Annotated in this window: 13 protein-coding genes; 3 read left to right on the plus strand and 10 right to left on the minus strand. The window is 72.7% G+C overall.

The window, feature by feature from the left end:
- Nucleotides 1-57: 57 nt before the first annotated feature.
- Complete coding sequence (locus ACH4C6_RS02470) at nt 58-447, minus strand: MGMT family protein (protein ID WP_398106660.1); 390 nt, start codon at nt 445-447, stop codon at nt 58-60.
- A 186-nt stretch (nt 448-633) separates the two neighbouring features.
- Between ACH4C6_RS02470 and ACH4C6_RS02475 the strand changes: the two genes are divergently transcribed.
- From ACH4C6_RS02475 to ACH4C6_RS02485, 3 genes are all read left to right on the plus strand, one after another.
- On the plus strand, nt 634-3,357 hold the full coding sequence (locus ACH4C6_RS02475; protein ID WP_398106661.1) for a lysylphosphatidylglycerol synthase domain-containing protein: 2,724 nt from the start codon (nt 634-636) through the stop codon (nt 3,355-3,357).
- 204 nt (nt 3,358-3,561) lie between these two features.
- Complete coding sequence (locus ACH4C6_RS02480; RefSeq protein WP_398106662.1) at nt 3,562-5,109, plus strand: alpha/beta hydrolase; 1,548 nt, start codon at nt 3,562-3,564, stop codon at nt 5,107-5,109.
- Between the two features lie 157 nt (nt 5,110-5,266).
- The gene (locus ACH4C6_RS02485) at nt 5,267-6,739 is read left to right on the plus strand and encodes an alpha/beta hydrolase (RefSeq protein WP_398106663.1); all 1,473 of its coding nucleotides are present in this window, start codon (nt 5,267-5,269) and stop codon (nt 6,737-6,739) included.
- A 98-nt stretch (nt 6,740-6,837) separates the two neighbouring features.
- On the opposite strand, the gene moeZ is transcribed toward ACH4C6_RS02485, so the two are convergent.
- From moeZ to ACH4C6_RS02530, 9 genes are all read right to left on the minus strand, one after another.
- Nucleotides 6,838-8,016 carry an adenylyltransferase/sulfurtransferase MoeZ gene (gene moeZ, locus ACH4C6_RS02490; protein ID WP_333936861.1) on the minus strand — a complete coding sequence of 393 codons (1,179 nt, stop codon included), beginning with the start codon at nt 8,014-8,016 and terminating at the stop codon, nt 6,838-6,840.
- 63 nt (nt 8,017-8,079) lie between these two features.
- A complete protein-coding gene (locus ACH4C6_RS02495; RefSeq protein WP_398106664.1) occupies nt 8,080-8,829 on the minus strand; it encodes a spherulation-specific family 4 protein in 750 nt (249 codons plus the stop codon).
- Nucleotides 8,817-9,776, minus strand: coding sequence for an NAD-dependent epimerase/dehydratase family protein (locus tag ACH4C6_RS02500; RefSeq protein WP_369193827.1), 960 nt, complete (start codon nt 9,774-9,776; stop codon nt 8,817-8,819). Before ACH4C6_RS02500 ends, ACH4C6_RS02495 begins: the two co-directional genes overlap by 13 nt.
- 169 nt (nt 9,777-9,945) lie before the next feature.
- The gene (locus ACH4C6_RS02505; RefSeq protein ID WP_398106665.1) at nt 9,946-11,373 is read right to left on the minus strand and encodes a hypothetical protein; all 1,428 of its coding nucleotides are present in this window, start codon (nt 11,371-11,373) and stop codon (nt 9,946-9,948) included.
- Nucleotides 11,374-11,525: 152 nt separating this feature from the next.
- On the minus strand, nt 11,526-13,259 hold the full coding sequence (locus ACH4C6_RS02510) for a DUF3492 domain-containing protein (protein WP_398106666.1): 1,734 nt from the start codon (nt 13,257-13,259) through the stop codon (nt 11,526-11,528).
- A 270-nt stretch (nt 13,260-13,529) separates the two neighbouring features.
- Nucleotides 13,530-15,194, minus strand: a complete 1,665-nt coding sequence (locus ACH4C6_RS02515) for a dipeptide ABC transporter ATP-binding protein (RefSeq protein ID WP_398106667.1) — start codon at nt 15,192-15,194, stop codon at nt 13,530-13,532.
- The gene (locus ACH4C6_RS02520) at nt 15,191-16,189 is read right to left on the minus strand and encodes an ABC transporter permease (protein ID WP_398106668.1); all 999 of its coding nucleotides are present in this window, start codon (nt 16,187-16,189) and stop codon (nt 15,191-15,193) included. Before ACH4C6_RS02520 ends, ACH4C6_RS02515 begins: the two co-directional genes overlap by 4 nt.
- On the minus strand, nt 16,186-17,178 hold the full coding sequence (locus ACH4C6_RS02525; protein WP_398106669.1) for an ABC transporter permease: 993 nt from the start codon (nt 17,176-17,178) through the stop codon (nt 16,186-16,188). Before ACH4C6_RS02525 ends, ACH4C6_RS02520 begins: the two co-directional genes overlap by 4 nt.
- A gap of 4 nt (nt 17,179-17,182) precedes the next feature.
- Nucleotides 17,183-18,901, minus strand: a complete 1,719-nt coding sequence (locus ACH4C6_RS02530) for an ABC transporter substrate-binding protein (protein WP_398106670.1) — start codon at nt 18,899-18,901, stop codon at nt 17,183-17,185.
- Nucleotides 18,902-19,040 lie beyond the last annotated feature (139 nt).

A 19,040-nucleotide genomic window follows, 5' to 3' on the forward strand; every position in this document is an offset into this window, starting at 1 on the left:
CCGTGTCCCCCGTCCGGATCACGGGTCACACGAGGGCGCCCGCGATGGCGGAAGCTGTCAGATGTGACCCTCCGCGCGATCGCCGCCGTCCCACCGCGCGCGTCTCATGTCGATGCGCGGCAGGTGGCCCTCGGCGGCCCGGCTCGCCTGTTTGAGGGGCGTGCCCTCCTCGCGGTAGTGCCCGAGCGCGCGCTGCTCGTGCCCGGGGAGCAGGAGGCCGTCCGCGCGGACGACGCGCCACCACGGCACGGCTCCCCCGTAGAGGGCCATCACGCGGCCGACCTGCCGCGGGCCGCCCTCCTCCAGCCATTCGGCGACGTCGCCGTAGGTGAGGACGCGTCCCGGCGGGATCAGCTCCGCGACGTCGAGGACCCGCTCGGCGTACGCGGGCAGCGCCTGCGCGCCGCCGTCCTCGTCCCGGCCCCCCTCAGGGCTCTGCTCACTCATCCGTCCCATCCTGCCCCACCCCACCGACAACGGGCTGGAGGTGCGCACAGGCTTGCGAATCGCCCGGCACAGGCGCGTCGGGCAGACTGTCCGCCCCCGCATGTGCACCCTGATGCCCGCGCGTATCGGTGTGGCATGCCACCATCGTGCGGGCGGTGACCGGTGATACGAGACCAAGAAGAGACCATGAAGCAGCAGGGTGCACAGGACACGGAGGGCACCTCTGACGCTTCGTCGCGCCCGGAATCCCCCGCCGGTGGCCGCAAGGCGCCCGGGAAGAGGAACCGGCCGGCCGTCGAGGAGCCCGACGTCGCCCACATCGACCAGGTCGAGGGCGATGAACCGCTGCTCCCCGCGCGCGTGCACCGGCCGTCCGACCTCATGCGGCTCCTGGTGGGCGTGCTCGCCGTCGCGGTGCTCATCGGGATCGCCGCGTTCGCGCACGGCACCACGTCGGGACTCGAACAGGACATCAACAAGGGCACCGGGCAGGCCCCGGACCTGCTCATCAAGATCGCGGGGCTGGCCTCCAGCATCGCGATCCTGCTGGTGCCGGTCGCGTTCGCCATCGAACGGCTGATCAAGCGGGACGGCCTGAGGATCGCCGACGGCGTGCTGGCGGCGGTCCTCGCCCACGGTGTGACGCTGGCCACCGACCTGTGGGTGGCCCGGGCGGCCCCCGACTCGATCCAGGAGGCGCTCACCCAGCCCTCCCCGGGCGACGTCCACGCGCTGACCGACCCGGTGCACGGCTATCTGGCGCCCGTGATCGCGTACATGACCGCCGTCGGCATGTCCCGCAGACCGAGATGGCGCGCGGTGCTCTGGGTCGTCCTGCTCCTCGACGCCTTCTCGATGCTCGTGACCGGGTACACGACGCCGTTCTCGATCATCCTCACCGTGCTGATCGGCTGGACGGTGGCCTACGGCACGCTCTACGCGGTCGGCTCGCCCAATGTCCGGCCCACCGGGCGAACCCTGATGGCGGGCCTGCGGACCGTCGGCTTCCGGCCGGTCAGCGCCTCCCGCGAGGACACGTCGGACAACCCGGACACCGGTGACCGAGGGCGCCGCTACTTCGTCACCCTGGAGGACGGCCCGCCCCTGGACGTCACCGTGGTCGATCGGGAGCAGCAGGCCCAGGGCTTCTTCTACCGCGCCTGGCGCAACCTCACCCTGCGCGGTTTCGCCACCCGCAGCAGCCTGCAGTCGCTGCGCCAGGCCCTGGAGCAGGAGGCACTGCTCGCGTACGCGGCCATCGCGGCGGGCGCCAACGCGCCGAAGCTGATCGCCACCTCCGAGCTCGGCCCCGACGCGGTGATGCTCGTCTACGAGCACAGCGGCGGCCGCAGCCTCGACTCGCTGTCCGACGAGGAGATCACCGACGACCTGCTGCGCGACACCTGGCACCAGGTCAAGGCCCTGCAGTCCCGTCGGATCGCGCACCGCAGGCTGGTGGGCGACGCGATCCTGGTGGATCGTTCCGGCACGGTGATCCTCACCGATCTGCGCGTCGGCGAGATCGCGGCCGGTGATCTGCTGCTGCGGATGGACATCTCCCAGCTCCTGGTGACCCTCGGCCTGCGCGTGGGGGGCGAGCGTGCGGTCGCCTCGGCGGTCGGGGTGCTCGGCCCGGACGCGGTGGCGGACTGCTTGCCGATGCTCCAGCCCATCGCGCTCAGCCGCTCCACGCGCGCGACGTTGCGCCGACTCGCCCGGGAGCGGGCGGAGCGCGAGCGCGAGGCGGTCCTGGAGGCGTCCCGGCAGGCCAAGCAGGCCCGTCTCGACGAGGCCGCCGACGAGACCGCACCGGCCCCGGAGAAGGCCGACAAGAAGGCCGTGCGCGCCGAGCAGCGGGCCGAGAAGCGGGCCATCGACGAGGCTCTGGAGGAGGCGCGCGAGGAGGATCTGCTCACCCAGATCCGGCACGAGGTGCTGCGCATCAGGCCGCAGGCCCCGGTCGAGCCGGCCCGGCTGGAGCGGGTGCGGCCGCGCACCCTCATCAGTCTCATCGCCGGTGCGATCGGCGCGTACTTCCTGCTCACCCAACTCACCCACATCGAGTTCGGGCCGCTCATCGCGAACGCCGAGTGGGGCTGGGTGGCCGCAGCGGTGCTGTTCTCGATGGCCAGCTACGTCGCGGCGGCGATGGCCCTGCTGGGCTTCGTGCCCGAGCGGGTGCCGTTCGTGCGGACGGTGGCGGCTCAGGTGGCCGGCTCGTTCGTCAAGATCGTCGCTCCGGCGGCGGTCGGAGGTGTGGCCCTGAACACGCGCTTCCTGCAGCGTGCGGGCGTGCGCCCGGGGCTGGCGGTGGCGAGCGTGGGCGCGTCGCAGTTGTTCGGGCTGGGCTGTCACATCCTGATGCTGCTGTCCTTCGGCTATCTCACCGGCACCGAGAAGACGCCGTCGCTGTCACCGTCCCGGACGGTCATCGCCGGTCTGCTGACGGTGGCGGTGCTGGTGCTCGTGGTGACCTCGGTGCCGTTCCTGCGCAAGTTCGTCGTCACGCGCGTGCGGTCGCTGTTCGCCGGTGTCGTGCCGCGCATGCTGGACGTGCTGCAGCGGCCGCAGAAGCTGGTCACCGGCATCGGCGGCATGCTGCTGCTGACGGCCTGCTTCGTGATGTGCCTGGACGCCTCCATCCGGGCGTTCGGCGACGAGACCACCTCGATCAGCCTCGCCAGCGTCGCCGTGGTCTTCCTCGCGGGCAACGCCCTGGGGTCCGCGGCGCCCACCCCGGGCGGTGTGGGCGCGGTCGATGTGACCCTGACGGTGGGTCTCATCGCCGTGGGGCTGCCCAAGGAGGTCGCGACTCCCGCGGTGCTGCTGTTCCGCATGCTGACCCTGTGGCTGCCCGTCCTGCCGGGCTGGCTGGCCTTCACCCATCTGACCCGCAAACAGGCGCTCTAGGGGACCGTCGGCCGGCCGGTCCCCTGACCGGTGGCCAGTCGGTCCCCTGACCGGTGGCCAGCCGGCCCCCTGACCGGTTGCCAGCCGGCCCCCTGACCGTTGGCCGGCCAGGCTCCCTCCCGCCTCACTGGCCCCCACGACCCCTCCTCCCTCGTACGGCACGCGTCCCGCGCGGACCGGTGCGGGCCGCCGCAGGATGGATTCATGCCGACCCGCCTCCGCCTGCGCGCCACCGCCCTGACCGCCTCCGCCGCGCTGCTGTCCGCCGTCCTCGCGGGCTGCGGGGGCGACGACGCCAAGGACGAGGACCTCACGCGGCAGACCCTGGACTGGAAGGAATGCCCCGCGCCGGACGAGGCCCAGGGAGGCGGTCCCGCGCCGTCCCCGCTGCCGGACGACGGCGAGTGGGAATGCACCACCATGAAGGCGCCGCTGGACTGGGACGACCCCAAAGGGGACACGATCGGCCTGGAACTGATCCGGGTGCGCACGACCGGTGACAACAGCGCGCGCATCGGCTCGCTCATCTTCAACTTCGGCGGCCCCGGCGGCTCCGGCGTCACCTCGCTGCCCGCCTTCGCGGAGGGCTACGAGACACTGCGCACCCGCTACGACCTGGTCAGCTTCGACCCTCGCGGAGTCGGCCGCAGCGCACCCGTGATCTGCGAGAACGACCAGCAGCTCGACGCCTACTTCCAGCAGGACGCCACACCCGACGACGCCGCGGAGCGCACCACGCTGCTGGACAACACCAAGGAGTTCAACGCGGCCTGCGAGGACAACTCGCGCAAGATGCTGCCGAACGTGCGCACGACCGACGCGGCCCGCGACATGGATCTGATGCGCCAGGTCCTGGGCGACGACAAGCTGCACTACTTCGGCATCTCCTACGGCACCGAACTCGGCGGCGTGTACGCCCACCTGTTCCCCGAGCGCGTCGGCCGGGCCGTGTTCGACGCCGTGGTCGACCCCTCGGAATCCGCCGAGCAGGGCTCGCTGGGCCAGGCCAAGGGCTTCCAGCTGGCCCTCGACAACTTCGCCGAGGACTGCGTCTCCAAGACCGAGGACTGCCCCGTCGGCGACAGCGCCCAGGACGTGAAGGACCGTATCGCCAAGCTGCTGGCGGACCTCGACCGCAAGCCGATCCCGGGCGTCTTCCCCCGCGAGCTGACCCAGACGGCCGCGACGAGCGGCATCGCGCAGGCGCTGTACTCCAAGGACTTCTGGGAGTACCTCACCCAGGGCCTGGAGCAGGCCTACGACGGCAACGGCCAGATCCTCATGCTCTTGTCCGACTCGCTGAACGGACGCAGCGAGAACGGCGAGTACAACAACAGCGCCGCGGCCAACGCCGCCATCAACTGCGCCGACGACAAGGCGCGGTACGACACCGCCTACGTGGAGCGGAAGCTGCCCGAGTTCCGAGCCGCGTCCGAACTGTTCGGCGACTATCTGGCCTGGGGCATGATCAGCTGCACGGACTGGGCGGTGCCGGGCGCGGCCGATCATCCGGACGTGAGCGCTGCGGGCTCGGCGCCGATCCTGGTCGTCGGCAACACCGGCGACCCCGCGACCCCGTACGAGGGGGCGCGGGCGATGGTGGAGGCCCTGGGCAAGGGGGTCGGGATCGAGCTGACGTACCGGGGGCAGGGGCACGGGTCGTACGACAGCGGGAACAAGTGCGTGCAGGGCGCCGTGAACGGCTATCTGCTGGACGGGAAGGTGCCGCCGACCGGCACGGTCTGCGCCTGACGACCCACCCGACCTCCTCCGTACATCTCAGCCGACCTGCGGAATCCGCAGGTCAGCGGGTTATCCACAGGCCGGACCGGCGGCCGCGGGTTCTGCCTACCATGGCCTGACCGCCATCCGCGGCACGAAGCGGACGGCCTGTGAGGGGGGATGGGCGATGACGCGCTTCGTACGGTGGGCCGCTGCGGCGGCGGCCTCGGCCCTGCTGGCAGCGGGCTGCAGCGGCGGCGACACGTCCGACGACGGCAGGGGCGGGCTTTCCTGGGGCCGCTGCAAGGCCACGGCCGACGGGCCCGCGCCGAGCAGCGAATGGCAGTGCGCCACGCTGGAGGTGCCGCTGGACTGGTCGAAGCCGGACGGCGAGACGATCGGCCTGGGGCTGATCCGCGCCAAGGCCCGGGGCGGGGACCGCGTGGGCTCACTGCTGTTCAACTTCGGCGGCCCGGGTGCTTCGGGGGTGTCCATGATGCCGTCCTACGCCCCGACGGTCTCGCGACTGGGCGAGCGTTACGACCTGGTGAGCTGGGACCCGCGGGGCGTGGGCGCCAGCGAAGGGGTGCGCTGCCGCGGGGACGAGGAGATCCAGGCGGCCGAGTCGGTGGACGTCACCCCGGACACCCCGGCCGAGGAGAAGGCCTACCTCGCCGACGCCGCCGACTTCGGCAAGGGCTGCGAGAAGGCCGCCGGCAAGCTGCTCCCGCACGTCTCCACCGCGGACTCGGCACGCGACATGGACCGCATCCGCGAGGTCCTCGGCGACGCGAAGATGCACTACTTCGGCATCTCCTACGGCACCGAGCTGGGCGGCACCTACGCCCACCTCTTCCCGGAGAAGGTCGGGCGGATGACCTTGGACGCGGTCGTCGACCCCGGCGCCGACACCGTGGGCCATGCCGAGAACCAGGCCCGTGGCTTCCAGCGCGCGCTGGACAACTACCTCACGTCCACCGGCCAGGACCCGCAGGAAGGCTCCCGCGAGATCGCGGCCTTGCTCCGGCGCATCGACGCCCGCCCTCTCGAGACGGGCACGCCCGAGCGGAAACTGACCCAGTCCCTCGCCGTGACGGGCATCATCCTGCCTCTGTACGACAAGAACGGCTGGCCGAGCCTGACCCGCGCACTGGACGCGGCGAGGAAGGGCGACGGCTCGGAACTCCTGGCGCTGGCCGACGGCTACAACGAGCGTGACTCCTCGGGGCGCTACGGCACGACGACCCACTCCCAGCGGGTCATATCGTGCCTGGACGACAGGCAGCGGCCGACCGCTGCCGAGACGAGGAAGCTGCTGCCCCGGTTCGAGAGGATCTCCCCGGTCTTCGGCACGTTCCTCGCGTGGGACACGGCCGGCTGGTGCCACGACTGGCCCGTGCCCGGACAGCACGACACCCCGGAGGTCGGCGCACCGGGAGCGGCGCCGGTCCTGGTGGTGGGCAACACGGGCGATCCGGCGACGCCCTACGAGGGTGCCCGCAGGATGGCCGACGAGTTGGGCGAGGGCGTCGGGGTGATGCTCACCTGGCGTGGCGAGGGCCACGGGGCGTACGGCAGCGGGAGCGACTGCGTGGACTCCACGGTGGAGGCGTACCTGCTCGACGGGTCGGTGCCCAAGGACGGCAAGGTCTGCTCATGACGACGGCGGGGGCCCCGGGCACCCGAGGTGCCCGCGACCCCCGCCGATGTGACCGGGCATCAGGGTCCGGCCCGGTGGGCCGGACCGTCAGGTCGGTGTCAGTAGACCGGCTTGCTCGGCTCGATCTGGTTGACCCAGCCGATCACGCCGCCTCCGACGTGGACGGCGTCCGAGAAGCCCGCGGACTTCAGGACCGCGAGGACTTCCGCACTGCGGACACCCGTCTTGCAGTGCAGGACGATCTTCTTGTCCTGCGGGAGGCTCTCCAGGGCGGTGCCCATGAGGAACTCGTTCTTCGGGATCAGCCGGGCGCCCGGGATGGAGACGATCTCGTACTCGTTCGGCTCGCGGACGTCGATGATGTCGATGCTCTCGCCGTCGTCGATCCACTCCTTGAGCTGCTTCGGAGTGATCGTGGAGTCGGCGGCCGCCGCCTGGGCCTCCTCGGACACGACGCCGCAGAAGGCCTCGTAGTCGATGAGCTCGGTGACGGTGGGGTTCTCGCCGCAGACCGCGCAGTCCGGGTCCTTGCGGACCTTGACCTGGCGGTACTGCATCTCCAGGGCGTCGTAGATCATCAGGCGGCCGACGAGGGGCTCGCCGATGCCGGCGAGGAGCTTGATGGCCTCGTTGACCTGGATGGAGCCGATGGACGCGCACAGCACGCCCAGGACGCCGCCCTCGGCGCAGGAGGGGACCATGCCGGGGGGCGGGGGCTCCGGGTAGAGGCAGCGGTAGCAGGGACCGTGCTCGGACCAGAAGACGGAGGCCTGACCGTCGAAGCGGTAGATCGAGCCCCATACGTACGGCTTGTTCAGCAGTACGCAGGCGTCGTTGACCAGGTAGCGGGTCGCGAAGTTGTCCGTGCCGTCGACGATCAGGTCGTACTGGCTGAAGATGTCCATCACGTTGTCGGCCTCGAGCCGCTCCTCGTGAAGGACCACGTTCACGTAGGGGTTGATGCCCTTGACGCTGTCGCGGGCGGACTCGGCCTTCGACCGGCCGATGTCGGCCTGGCTGTGGATGATCTGGCGCTGCAGGTTCGACTCGTCGACCTCGTCGAACTCCACGATGCCCAGGGTGCCGACGCCCGCTGCGGCCAGGTACATCAGCGCCGGCGAGCCCAGGCCGCCGGCGCCGACACACAGCACCTTGGCGTTCTTCAGCCGCTTCTGCCCGTCCATCCCGACGTCGGGGATGATCAGGTGGCGGGAGTACCTGCGGACCTCGTCTACGGTGAGCTCGGCAGCCGGCTCGACCAGGGGTGGCAACGACACGGGGACTCCGTTGGTCGGTCAATCACTACGGTTGTTCTCCCCGTAACACTGCCATGCCCTTTTTCATTCCGAGACACCCGTTCCGACCAGCGAGACGATGTCGTCCCAGTAGCCGGGCATGGCCTCCCAGGGGTCGACCCGGCCACCGCGGTCGGTGTGGTCGGTGAACCAGACCGTCGAAGCCCCCTGCCAGCGGGCGATGCGCAGCGCCTCCTCCAGATGGGCCCGGGGCACGCCGTGCACGAAGTGGCAGAAGCGCTCCGGTTCGTACTCGGCGGTCCACTCGGCCACCTGGGACCAGCGGTAGTCGCTCCACGGTCCGGAGAAGGTGACCAGCTGGTCGGCGAGGTCGGCGTATCCCGGGTGCGGGTGGATGCCGTGGCCGAGGACGATGTGGGCCTCGTCACGGATCACGCGGAGCGCGGCGACCGTGCGGCGCACCTCGGGCAGCCCGACGTGGTCGGCCGGGCAGCGCTCCAGGAGGAAACCGTCGACCTGGTACCAGTCGACGAACCGGTGGGCGTCCGAGACGACTTCGCCGAAGCTCCGGGTGCCGTAGCGGGTGTCGAGGTGTCCGAGGACGCGGACGCCCGCGTTGCGCAGGCGGCCGGCGGCTTCCAGGCAGTGCGGGTCGGGGCGGGCGCCGGGCCCGTCGGCCACGTTGAGGACCACCCAGTGCAGTGGAGTGCCGGGCCTCGTCAGCTCACCCCATTCGGCGCGGGCGAGGAGGGGGTGGGCGTAGCCGGGGACGCCGACGCCGGGACGGAGTTCCGTGCCGGAGGTGCGCGGTTGTGGCCTGGTCAGATGCGGCACGCCGCCTCCATCCAGATGTCGGCCAGGGACTCCTCAAGACCGATCCGGGGACGCCAGCCGAGCCGGTCGCGGGCGGTGCGCACATCGGCCTGCTGCCAGCTGCCGCAACCGTCCGGGTACGGGTACGCGACCGGAGCCGCGTGGTCGGAGTCGGGCCGCGGGTGGCCGATGGCCGGGCGCAGGGCACCGGGCGGGCCGTCCAGTTCGTGGAGGGCGCCGCCGTACCCGGCCACGCGGGCGAGGACCGCGGCGGCGTCGCGCAGGCGCACGGCGCGCCCGGAGCCGATGTTGATGACGCCCTGCGCGGCGGAGAGGGAGGCGGCGTGCACGGCGCGGGCCACGTCGCGGACGTCGACGAAGTCGCGCTGGGCGCCGAGGCCGCCGAGTTTCAGCTCGCCGTCGCCTGACTGCATGGCCCGGCGCATGGCCTCGGCGAGGCGGCCCAGGGGGGAGCCGGCGGGGGTGCCGGGACCGGCCGGTGAGAAGACGCGCAGGATGACGGCGTCCAGGCCGGAACCGAGGACGAGTTCCGTGGCGGCGAGCTTGCTGACCCCGTACGGGCCGCCCGGCCGGGGCACGGCGTCCTCGGCGGTGGAGGAGCCGGGTTGGCTGGGTCCGTATTCGGCGCTGCAGCCGATCTGCACCAGACGGGCGCCGCAGCCGCTGCGGCGCAGGGCCTCGCAGACGGTGGCGACGGCGACGGTGTTGTGGCGGGTGAGCTCGCGGGCCCCGCCGCGGGTGGCGCCGGCGCAGTTGACGACGACTCCCGGGTGGACCGCGTCGAGGAAGCGGGTGAGGGCGCCCGGGCTGCCCGAGGCGAGGTCGAAGCGCACGTCGGCGTCGTCACCGCGGCCGAGGGCGGTGAGCTGGACGGCCGGGTCGGCGAGCAGGCGGTCGGCGACGAAGCGGCCGATGTAGCCGTTGGCTCCGATCAGCAGGACTCTCATCGCGCGGCTCCTGTTGCGGCCGTGGCTCCTGGCTGGCTGGTCATGCGGGTTCTCCTTGAGGGCGGGACGGAACGGGTGTGGGGGGGTGGTGTCCGAAGCTGTGGGGGGTGGGGCTGTGAGGCGGTGACGGGGGCGTGGGAGGCCGCGCCGGCCGCGGATGGCCGGGCGCTCACCCGGAGGGCGTCACCGGGGGCCGGTCCGGCGGCGCGTGGGCGGAGGCCCGGGCCAGCTTGCGCGTGGTGTGGAGCAGCAGGGCCAGGGTCCCGGCACCGCACGCCAGGGCCGGGACGCTGCCGGCTCCCCAGGTGGCCACGAGGGCCTCGACCGGAGTGGCGACGAAACCGCATCCGGGAAGGCGGGAGACGAACACGGAGGCGAGAGCGGCCGCCTCGACCAGGGCGGTGGCCGTGAGGACGAGGGCCGGTGCGTAGGCGAAGCCGTGGACGGTGAGGAGGCGAGCCAAGTGCAGCAGGGCACCGAGGGTGAGCACCTCCGCATAGGCCGACGGCTCGTCGAGGAGGGTGGTGCTCAGGACGGCCAGAGCCGTCAGGGCGGCCATGAACAGAGCGAACGTGCCGAGCAGCAAGGGCCGGACGGAGGCGGCGAAGTCCTCCAGACCGCGGCTCGCGACGAGTTTGCGCCGGGCGCGCGCGGTCAGAAGGTGGGCGCTCCAGGCCGCCGGTGCGCACGCCAGGGCGAGAGCCAGGACCGGGGCCGCGGTGAGGGGCCAGGGCCCGTTCGCGGCTCCGGTGGGCGGGAGGTCCGGGCCTCCGGCGAGGGCGCTGCGGAGCAGACCGTCACCGAGCAGCGCGTAGCCGAGGAGCCACAGCGTCCATACGGCGGACCTGCCCCGGGCGGCACCGGGGCGGGGCCCCGGCCCGCCTCCCTCGGTGAGGCTCAGCGGGCCGCGGCGCAGGGCCGCACGGAGGGCCAGGGCCAGGGCGAGGGCCCCAGCGACCGCGACGTACAGGCGCGCCCGGCCCTGGGTGAGATCCAGGGCGGTCACGGCGGCGGCGCACAGCGCTCCGGGCAGAAGCGTCAGCAGCACCCAGTCGGCGCGCACGCGGGGTGCGGCGGTCGGGGCGGGCGGAGGCGCGTCGCTCTCCCGGGAGACGCGTGCGTACATCTCCTCCGCGAGGGAGAACACGTCCCGGTGCCGGAAGCGGGCGGCGGTGCGGTCGGTGATGCCGTGCGCTTCGAGACCCGCAGCGATCTCCAGCGGGTCCACCGCACGTTCGCAGAGCTCGCGGTGGCGGTGCATGAGGGCCTTCACGGGGTCGGCCGCGCCTCGACGCGGGGCCGGCGCCGGGGCAGTGACGGCACCGGGCGCCGTCACCCGCGAGACACCTGCGTGCCCGCCCACCGGAGGAGCGCTCACCTCCGCACCTCCCGCCACCCCGGACGCGCCCTCCGCACGCTCCGACAGCGACGACTCCGTTCCGGAGCGCTCCGAGACCGGCGACTCCGATCCCGAGCGCTCCGAGACCGGCGACTCCGATCCGGAGCGCTCCGAGACCGGCAGTTCCGGTCCCGCATACCGCGACACCAGCGACTCCGACCCGCTTGAGGACAAGTCCACGTCGACCCCCGGTGCCATCGACTCCGAGGCCCCGGAACCCTCCGTGGCCCCCCGTGCCGTCGGTTCCGAGCCGCTCCTTCCCCTCCCGGGGGCCGGTGCCCGCTCCGAGTCGGTGTCTCCTGCACCGGGGCCGGCGGGGGTGCCCGGCCTGTCCAGTGCGCCCAGGTCCTTCATCGCGCTCCCTCCGGGGCCGGCACCGGCGTGGTCGCCCGGACGGGACGGCCCGCGGCCCAGCCGGGACCCCGGCGCGCGGCGAGGCGCGGCGACGGGGAGGACCACCGCACGGGAACCCGCGCCTCGGCGGGCACCGCGAAGGGCAGCGGCTCGCCCGCGCCGTCGAGGGCCCGGCGGACGGGCGCGCGCGAGACGATCTCCAGGTAGATGCCGTGAAAGGCCTCGATGTTCTGCTCGACCGTGAACAGTTCGAGCGCCCTGGCGCGGGCGGCGGCGCCGAGGCGCTGACGGCGCTCGGGGTCGCGCAGCAGCGCCACGCACGCGTCGGCGAGCGCCCGGGGATTGCGCGGCGGGACGACCAGCCCGGTGCCGCCGATGATCTCCACGACCGCGCCGACGTCGGTGGAGACCGTCGCCCGCCCGCAGAGCATGGACTCGACGAGGCCGGCCGGGAAGCCCTCCACGACGCTGGACAGGACGGTCACCGCGCCCGAGGCGTAAGCCTCGGCGGCGGACGGCAGTTCGGGGCCGCCGATCTCCTCGAAGGACACGGGGTTGTCCCCGGCGGCGTGCGGCCCCGCGGCCTCGTCGGGGAACAACTGGGCGGCCAGCGTCCGGCAGTGCCCGAGGTAGGCGGCGCCCTCGTCACCGGCGGCCGCTCCGACGACGCGCAGGCGGGTCCGCGGTTCCTGCCTGCGGATCTCGGCGAAGGCGTGCAGCAGGGAGACCAGGTCCTTCGCCGGCTCGACGCGGCCGACCCAGACCAGCGTGTGCGGATCCGCGTACTCGGGGGACTCCCCCACCTCCGCGAACGGCCGGGCGTCCATGCCCGGGTAGACCGTGCGGAGCTTGCCCCGGTCGGCGCCGCAGCGCTCCTGCCAGCGCCGGGCGTGGGTGTTGCCGGCGGTGACGACCTCGGCCCGCCGGTAGGCCTCGGCCGCGAGCAGACCGTGGAAGGCCGCGAGCAGGGACCGTACGGCGGGCGGGGCGTCCGGGGTGGTGAGGTAGTGCGTGCGCAGGCGCACGCCGTACTCGGTCACCATCAGGGGCACGCCGGTGAAGTGGTGGGCCAGCAGTCCGGGCAGGGTGGCCGTGCCGCCGGATGCGGCGTGGCACACGTCGACGGCGCCGAGCCCGTCGTCCTCGTACCAGTCGAGGGAGAGGGGGCGCAGGGCGCTTTCCAGGTGGGCGGTGACGGTGAGGAGGTCGGGCACGCGGGCCTCGCGGGCCGCCCGGTGCGCGCCGGGCGCGCGGCAGGCGCGCTCCAGCGTGCGCACGGCGGCCTCCGAGCGGAGCGCTCCGGTCAGGCCGCCCTCGTCGCGGGCCAGTTCGGCGAGCGCGTACAGAGCGTTGGCGAAACGGTCCGCCTCAGGGGTGAACCCCTCCGCGGGAGCCCCGGCGGCTGCGGCGGCCGTCCCGCTCGGGGACCCGCCCGCGCCCGCGCCGCACAGCACTGCCGCCAGTTCGGCGAAGCACTCGGTGAAGCGCCTGCGGGCCCGGCGGCCCAGCACGGCTTCGTCGTCCTCGGCGGACCAGGGTGAAGCGGTGCGCACCCTGCGGACGTTGGGCGGCAGCGGGACCCAGCCCTCGTCCTCCTGGTGCCGGCTGCGGCTGAGCGCGTAGACGTCGAACTCGTGCTGGGCGAGCCCGTGTACGAGCCGGTCGCACCAGAGCCTGGCGTCACCGCTCACGTACGGATAGCCACCCTCCGTCAGCAGTCCGATGCGCACGAGTGCACCCCCGATCTCCCGTATGGGGAGCCGCCGTTGCCCGGCGGCTCGCAGCGGGACGAACGTATGCGGACAAGGCGGGGGTGCGACGGACGGTTGTCCGTCGCACCACCAAAAGGGGTGAACGGTCGTAACTTTCCCGTGCGGGTCGCGTTCCGTCGCGCTAGGAGATCAACCGGACACGGATCGTCACGCCCCGGCCAACTCCTGTCGCCGGGGCGGCGCTGCCCGCCGCGCTCCCGGGGGCATCCCGTGCGGTGCGCCCGGCGTTCACACCACCGCGGGCTCCCGCCGTCGCGCCCGGCGCAGGGCGGCAGCCTCGGGGTCGACGGCCGGTACGGCGGCCAGCAGCCGACGGGTGTACGGGTCCCGCGGCGAGGCGTACACCTCGTCGGCCGGCCCTTCCTCGACGACCCTGCCCCGCCGCATGACCGCGACCCGGTCGCTGACCTGGCGCACGACGGCCAGGTCGTGCGCCACGAAGACCAGCGCGAGCCCGAGCTCGCGCTGCAACTCCCCCAGCAGGGCCACCACATGGGCCTGCGTGGTGACGTCGAGCGCGGAGACCGGCTCGTCGCAGACGACGACCCGCGGGTCGGCCGCCAGGGCCCGGGCGATGCCGATGCGCTGGCGCTGCCCCCCGCTGAACTCGTGCGGGTAGCGGTCCTGGTGCGCCGCCTCCAGGCCGACGCGTTCCAGGAGTTCCCCCACCCGCGCCCGCACGCGTTCCTGGTCGCGTTCGCCGCGCGCCCGCAGCGGGTCCGCGACGGACTCGCCCACGCTGCGCCGCGGGTTGAGCGACGACACGGGGTCCTGGAAGACCATCTGCACGGCCGGGTTCACACCGGTGTGCGGACGGCCGTCGAGGGTGATCGACCCGGCGGTCGGTTGCAGGAGCCCCACGAGCATGCGGCCCAGGGTCGTCTTGCCGCTGCCGCTCTCCCCCACGATCCCGAGGGTCTCGCCGCGTCGCAGGGTCAGCGACACGTCGTCCACGGCCGTGACCGCACGCTTGCCCCGCCCGAACGCCCGCCGCAGACCGCTCGCCTCCAGCACGACCTCACCGGGCACTCCAGGCACGACCTCACCGGGCGCCCCCGGCCCGGCCGCCCCCGGCACCGCCGGCGCGGCTTCCCCCAATCCCGCCCCCACAACCCGCGGCGCGTCCACCCGCGGTACCGCGGCCAGCAGCTCACGCGTGTACGGCTGCTCCGGAGCGCCCAGGACGGTGGCGACCGGGCCCTGCTCGACCGCCCGGCCGTGCCGCATCACCAGCACCTCGTCGACGCTCTCGGCGGCCACGCCCACGTCGTGCGTGACGAGGAGCAGCCCCATGCCCGTCTCGGTGCGCAGGTCGTGCAGCAGGTCGAGGACCTGGGCCTGCACCGTGACGTCGAGGGCGGTGGTCGGTTCGTCGGCGATCAGCAGGGCGGGTTCGCAGGCGAGCGCCATGGCGATGAGGGCGCGCTGGCGCATGCCGCCGCTGAACTCGTGGGGCCGGGAGCGCGAGCGGCGTGCCGCGTCCGGGATGCCCACCCGGTCCAGCACCTCCACCGCACGCGCGCGTGCCGCCCGCCGGGACACGCGCGCGTGCACCCGGTGCACCTCGGCGATCTGGTCGCCGATCGCGTAGTACGGGTCGAGGGAGGACAGCGGGTCCTGGAACACCATGGCGGCCCTGCCGCCGCGCAGCCGCCGCAGCTCCTCCTCGGAGGCGGCCTGCACGTCGGTGCCGGCCACCCGGACCTCGCCGCGCACCCGGGCCCCGGTGCCGCGGTGCAGGCCGAGCAGGGCGGACGCCACCGTCGACTTGCCGGACCCGGACTCGCCGACCAGGGCCAGGGCGGCGCCCTGCTCCAGCCGGAAGGAGAGCCCGTCGACGGCCCGCAGCCCGCCGAAGTCCACCTGGAGACCGGTCACCTCGACCAGGCTCATGTCAGCACCACCCGTCGGTCGGCCACCGCGTACAGCACGTCCGCGACGGCGTTGGCGAGGACCACGAAGAAGCCGGTGACCAGGACCATGCCGACGACCACCGGCAGGTCGACGACCTTGACCGCCTCGACCATCTCCCGGCCCACGCCGGGCAGGCCGAACAGCGTCTCGGTGAGCACCGCGCCGCCGAACAGGACGCCGATGTTGTTGGCGTTCACGGCGATGAGCGGGGCCACGGCGCCGCGCAGCGCGTGCCGCCGGATGACGGCCCGCTCGCCGACGCCGTAGGCGCGGAAGGTGCGCACATGGTCCTCGGCGAGGGTCTCCAGCATCGCGGACCGGGTCAGCCGGGCGTACGTCGCGGACTCGATGAGCGCGAGCGACAGCCAGGGCAGCAGCAGGTTCCAGGCCCACTGCTCGGGGTCCTCGGTGAAGGCGACGTACTGCGGGAAGGGCAGCAGTTCGAGCTGGCCGCAGACGACGATCATCAGCACCAGGCCGATGACGAACACCGGCGTGGACATGCCCGCGAGGGTCAGCGTGGTCAGCAGCCGCTCGGTGAGCCGCCCGCGCCGCCACACCGACAGCACGCCGGTGCCGACGCCGATGATCAGCCACAGCACCATCGCACCGAGCGCGAGGGAGGCCGTGACCGGGAGCTTGGCCAGAATCAGGGCGGTGACCTGCTGGTCGCTCTGGTACGACAGCCCGAGGCAGGGCGCGGAGCAGTGCTGCACCGCGGTGCCGGTGGAGTAGTCCTGGCCGGCGACCAGGCCCTGCAGGAAGTGCCAGTACCGCTCGTACAACGGGTCGCTCAGATGGAGCTGCTCCGCGACCTGCTGCACCTGGGCGGGTGAGCAGCGGGGCCCGCAGGTGATCTGGGCGACGTTGCCGGGCGTGACGTAGAAGACGACGTAGATGATCAGCGAGAGGGCGAACAGGGTGACGAGGGCGCCGACGGCGCGGCGCAGCACGAAGCCGCCGAAGCCGGTCACGAGGCCTCCTTCTCGCGGCCCGTTCCGACGCGCAGGCGTGAGGAGGCGCGCGGGTCGAGGGCCGTGCGCACGCCGTCGCCGAGCACGGTGAGAGCGAGGACGGTGACGAACAGCGCGCCCGCGGGCAGCAGCAGGTACTGCGGCGCGGCCTGGTACCAGACGTCGGCGGAGGTGAGCATCTGCCCCCAGGACGGGGTCGGCGGCTTCACGCCCACGCCGAGGAAGGACAGGGCCGCCTCGACGGTGATGTTCGTAGGGACGAGGATGGCCGCGAAGGTGATGACGGGCGCCGCGAGCCCGGGCAGCAGTTCGCGCCGGGCGATGCGGACGGTGCCCCAGCCGCTGAGCCGGGCGGCGGCGACGTAGTCGAGCTGCTTGAGCGTGAGGGTCTGTGCGCGCACCATCTTGGCGAGCGTGCCCCAGCCGGAGACCAGGCCCACGACCAGCGCGACGAGCACGGGGCGCGGGAAACTCGTGGGCACGACGGCGAGCAGGGCGAGGGCGACGACCATCAGGGGCATGGCGACGAAGATGTCGGCGACGCGGGTCAGGACGAGGTCCACCCAGCGGTTGCCGAGCCCGGCCGCGACACCGACGACGACGCCGAGCACGAGCTGCACGACCGTCGCGGCCAGCGCGACGCCCAGCGACACCCGCGCGCCGTACACCAGCCGGGCGAAGAGGTCCCGGCCGGTCTGCGGTTCGACGCCGAGCCAGTGGTCGGCGCCCGCGCCGCCGAACGGGCCGACGGGCACACCGCCGCGCGCGGAGTCGACGAGGGCGGGGTGGTAGGTGGTCGGGTCCTGCCCCTCGACGGCGGTGAGCAGGGGTGCGGCGAGCGCGACGAGGACGAGAGCCGCGACGACGGCCGCCGCGACGAGGGCGGCGCGCTGCGTGCGCAGCCGCCGCCAGAACTGACGGGCCCCCGAGGCGGCCGGGACGGTGGTGTCCGTCCGGGCCGCCTCGACGGTGACGAGTGCCTCGCTCACGACGTCACTTCACCGCGACCTGCGAGACGTCCAGCACACCGGTCCAGTCGCTGATGACGACGTTCTTGACGTCCTCGCCGTACAGGCGCTTGTAGACCGGGTGGAACAGCGGGACGGTCAGGGCCTTCTCGCCGATCTTCCTGTCCAGCGCGCCCCAGCGCTTCGCGGCCTCGTCGAGGTCGGTCAGCTTGTTGATCGCGTCGATCTCGGCGTTGACGGACTTGTCGTCCAGCAGGCCGGTGTTGAAGTTCGCGCCGTCCTCGACGATCTGCCGGCCGTCGAAGATCGGGGCGAGGAAGGGACCGCCGGAGGGCCAGTCGGCACCCCAGTGGGCGAGGAAGAGACCCAGCTCGGTCTTCACGTCGTGGATCTTGTCGGAGTAGTCGTTCTCCTCCAGGCCCTGGAGCTTGACCGTGATGCCGGCCTTCTTCAGGGCGTCCTGGACGGCGGTCGCGATCTCCGGGCTGGTCTCGAAGTCCTTGGCGTTGGAGTGCGTCAGCGTGATGGTCAGGCCATTCGGGTGCCCGGCCTCCTTCAGCAGCTGCTTGGCCTTGGCCGGGTCACCGGCCTTGCCGGCCGGGAAGAGGTCGTAGGGCGTGTAGCCGAAGGACTTCTGGTTCGGGAGGAAGGTGGTGGCCGGTTCGGCCAGGGCGGATCCGCCGGCCGCGTTGACCACGGAGGACCGGTCGACGGCGTACGAGATCGCCCGGCGCACCTTGACGTCGTCGAAGGGCTTGATCCTCGGGTTGAACGCGAGGTAGTTGGTGTAGCCGAAGTGCCCGGTGCCCACACGCGCGGCGAGGTCCTTGTCGCCGGTGACCTTGGCGAGTTCCGCCGGGCCGAGGTTGGTGTCCGTGGTGACGGCGGCGGCGTCCGCTCCGCGGGAGGCGGACAGCCGCTGGTTGATGACGGACGAGTCGAGCCCGGACCGTACGTCGATCTTGTCCGGGTAGGCCTTGCGCTCGTCGTCGGTCGCGGCGGACCAGTGGGTGTTGCGCTCCAGGATCAGCCGCTCGCCGTCGTTCTCGTTGCGCACGACCTTGTAGGGCCCGGAGGAGACCGGGTGCTCCTCGTACTTGGTGCCCTTGTCCTTGCTCTTCGGGACGGGCGTGAACTGCGTCTGCGTGGCCAGGTAGGGGAACTCGCCCTCGGGCTTGTTCAGATGGAACACGATGGTCCGCTCGTCCGGCGTCTCGATCGCGTCCAGGCCCTTCTTGTCCTTGTAGGGGCCCTGGTAGTCGGCGGCTCCGGTCAGCCAGTCCCGCAGGTAGGGGGCGCCGCCGGACAGCTCGGGGGCGAAGGAGCGCTCGATGCCGTACTTGATGTCGGCTGAGGTGATCGGCGTGCCGTCCTCGAACTTCAGGCCCTCCTTCAGGGTGTACGTCCACACGGTCGCGTCCTTGTTGGGACGCCCGGTGTCGGTGGCCAGGTCGGGGACGACCTTCGCGCCGGCCGCGCCGTTCTCCCGGTTGCGGGTGGTGAGGGTGCGGAAGACCAGGGAGGGGACGTTGCCGCCGCCGGAGGTGTAGAGGCGGGCGGGGTCGAAGTCCTGCTGCGGGTTGGCGTTCAGGACGGTGAGGGTGCCGCCCTTGTTAGGCGTGGAGTCGCCGCCGGCGGCCTTGGCATCGTTGTCCTCAGGCCCGCAGGCGGCGGCACCCGCTGCCAGGAACAGGCTGACGGATGCCGCGGCCACGCGGCGCGCTGTGACGGACGGTTGGCGCATCGGGATGACGACCTCTCGGAAGGGCGTCCCGCCGTGTCCGGATCGGACGATCCCGGATGGCGAGACGGAGTGACGAAGGGTGAGACGGATGAAGACAGACGTCTGCCCGGCGCCGGGTCGTCGAAGAAGGCGTGACGGG

The organism is Streptomyces sp. NPDC017943 (assembly GCF_044328425.1).
Lineage (GTDB): Bacteria > Actinomycetota > Actinomycetes > Streptomycetales > Streptomycetaceae > Streptomyces > Streptomyces djakartensis_A.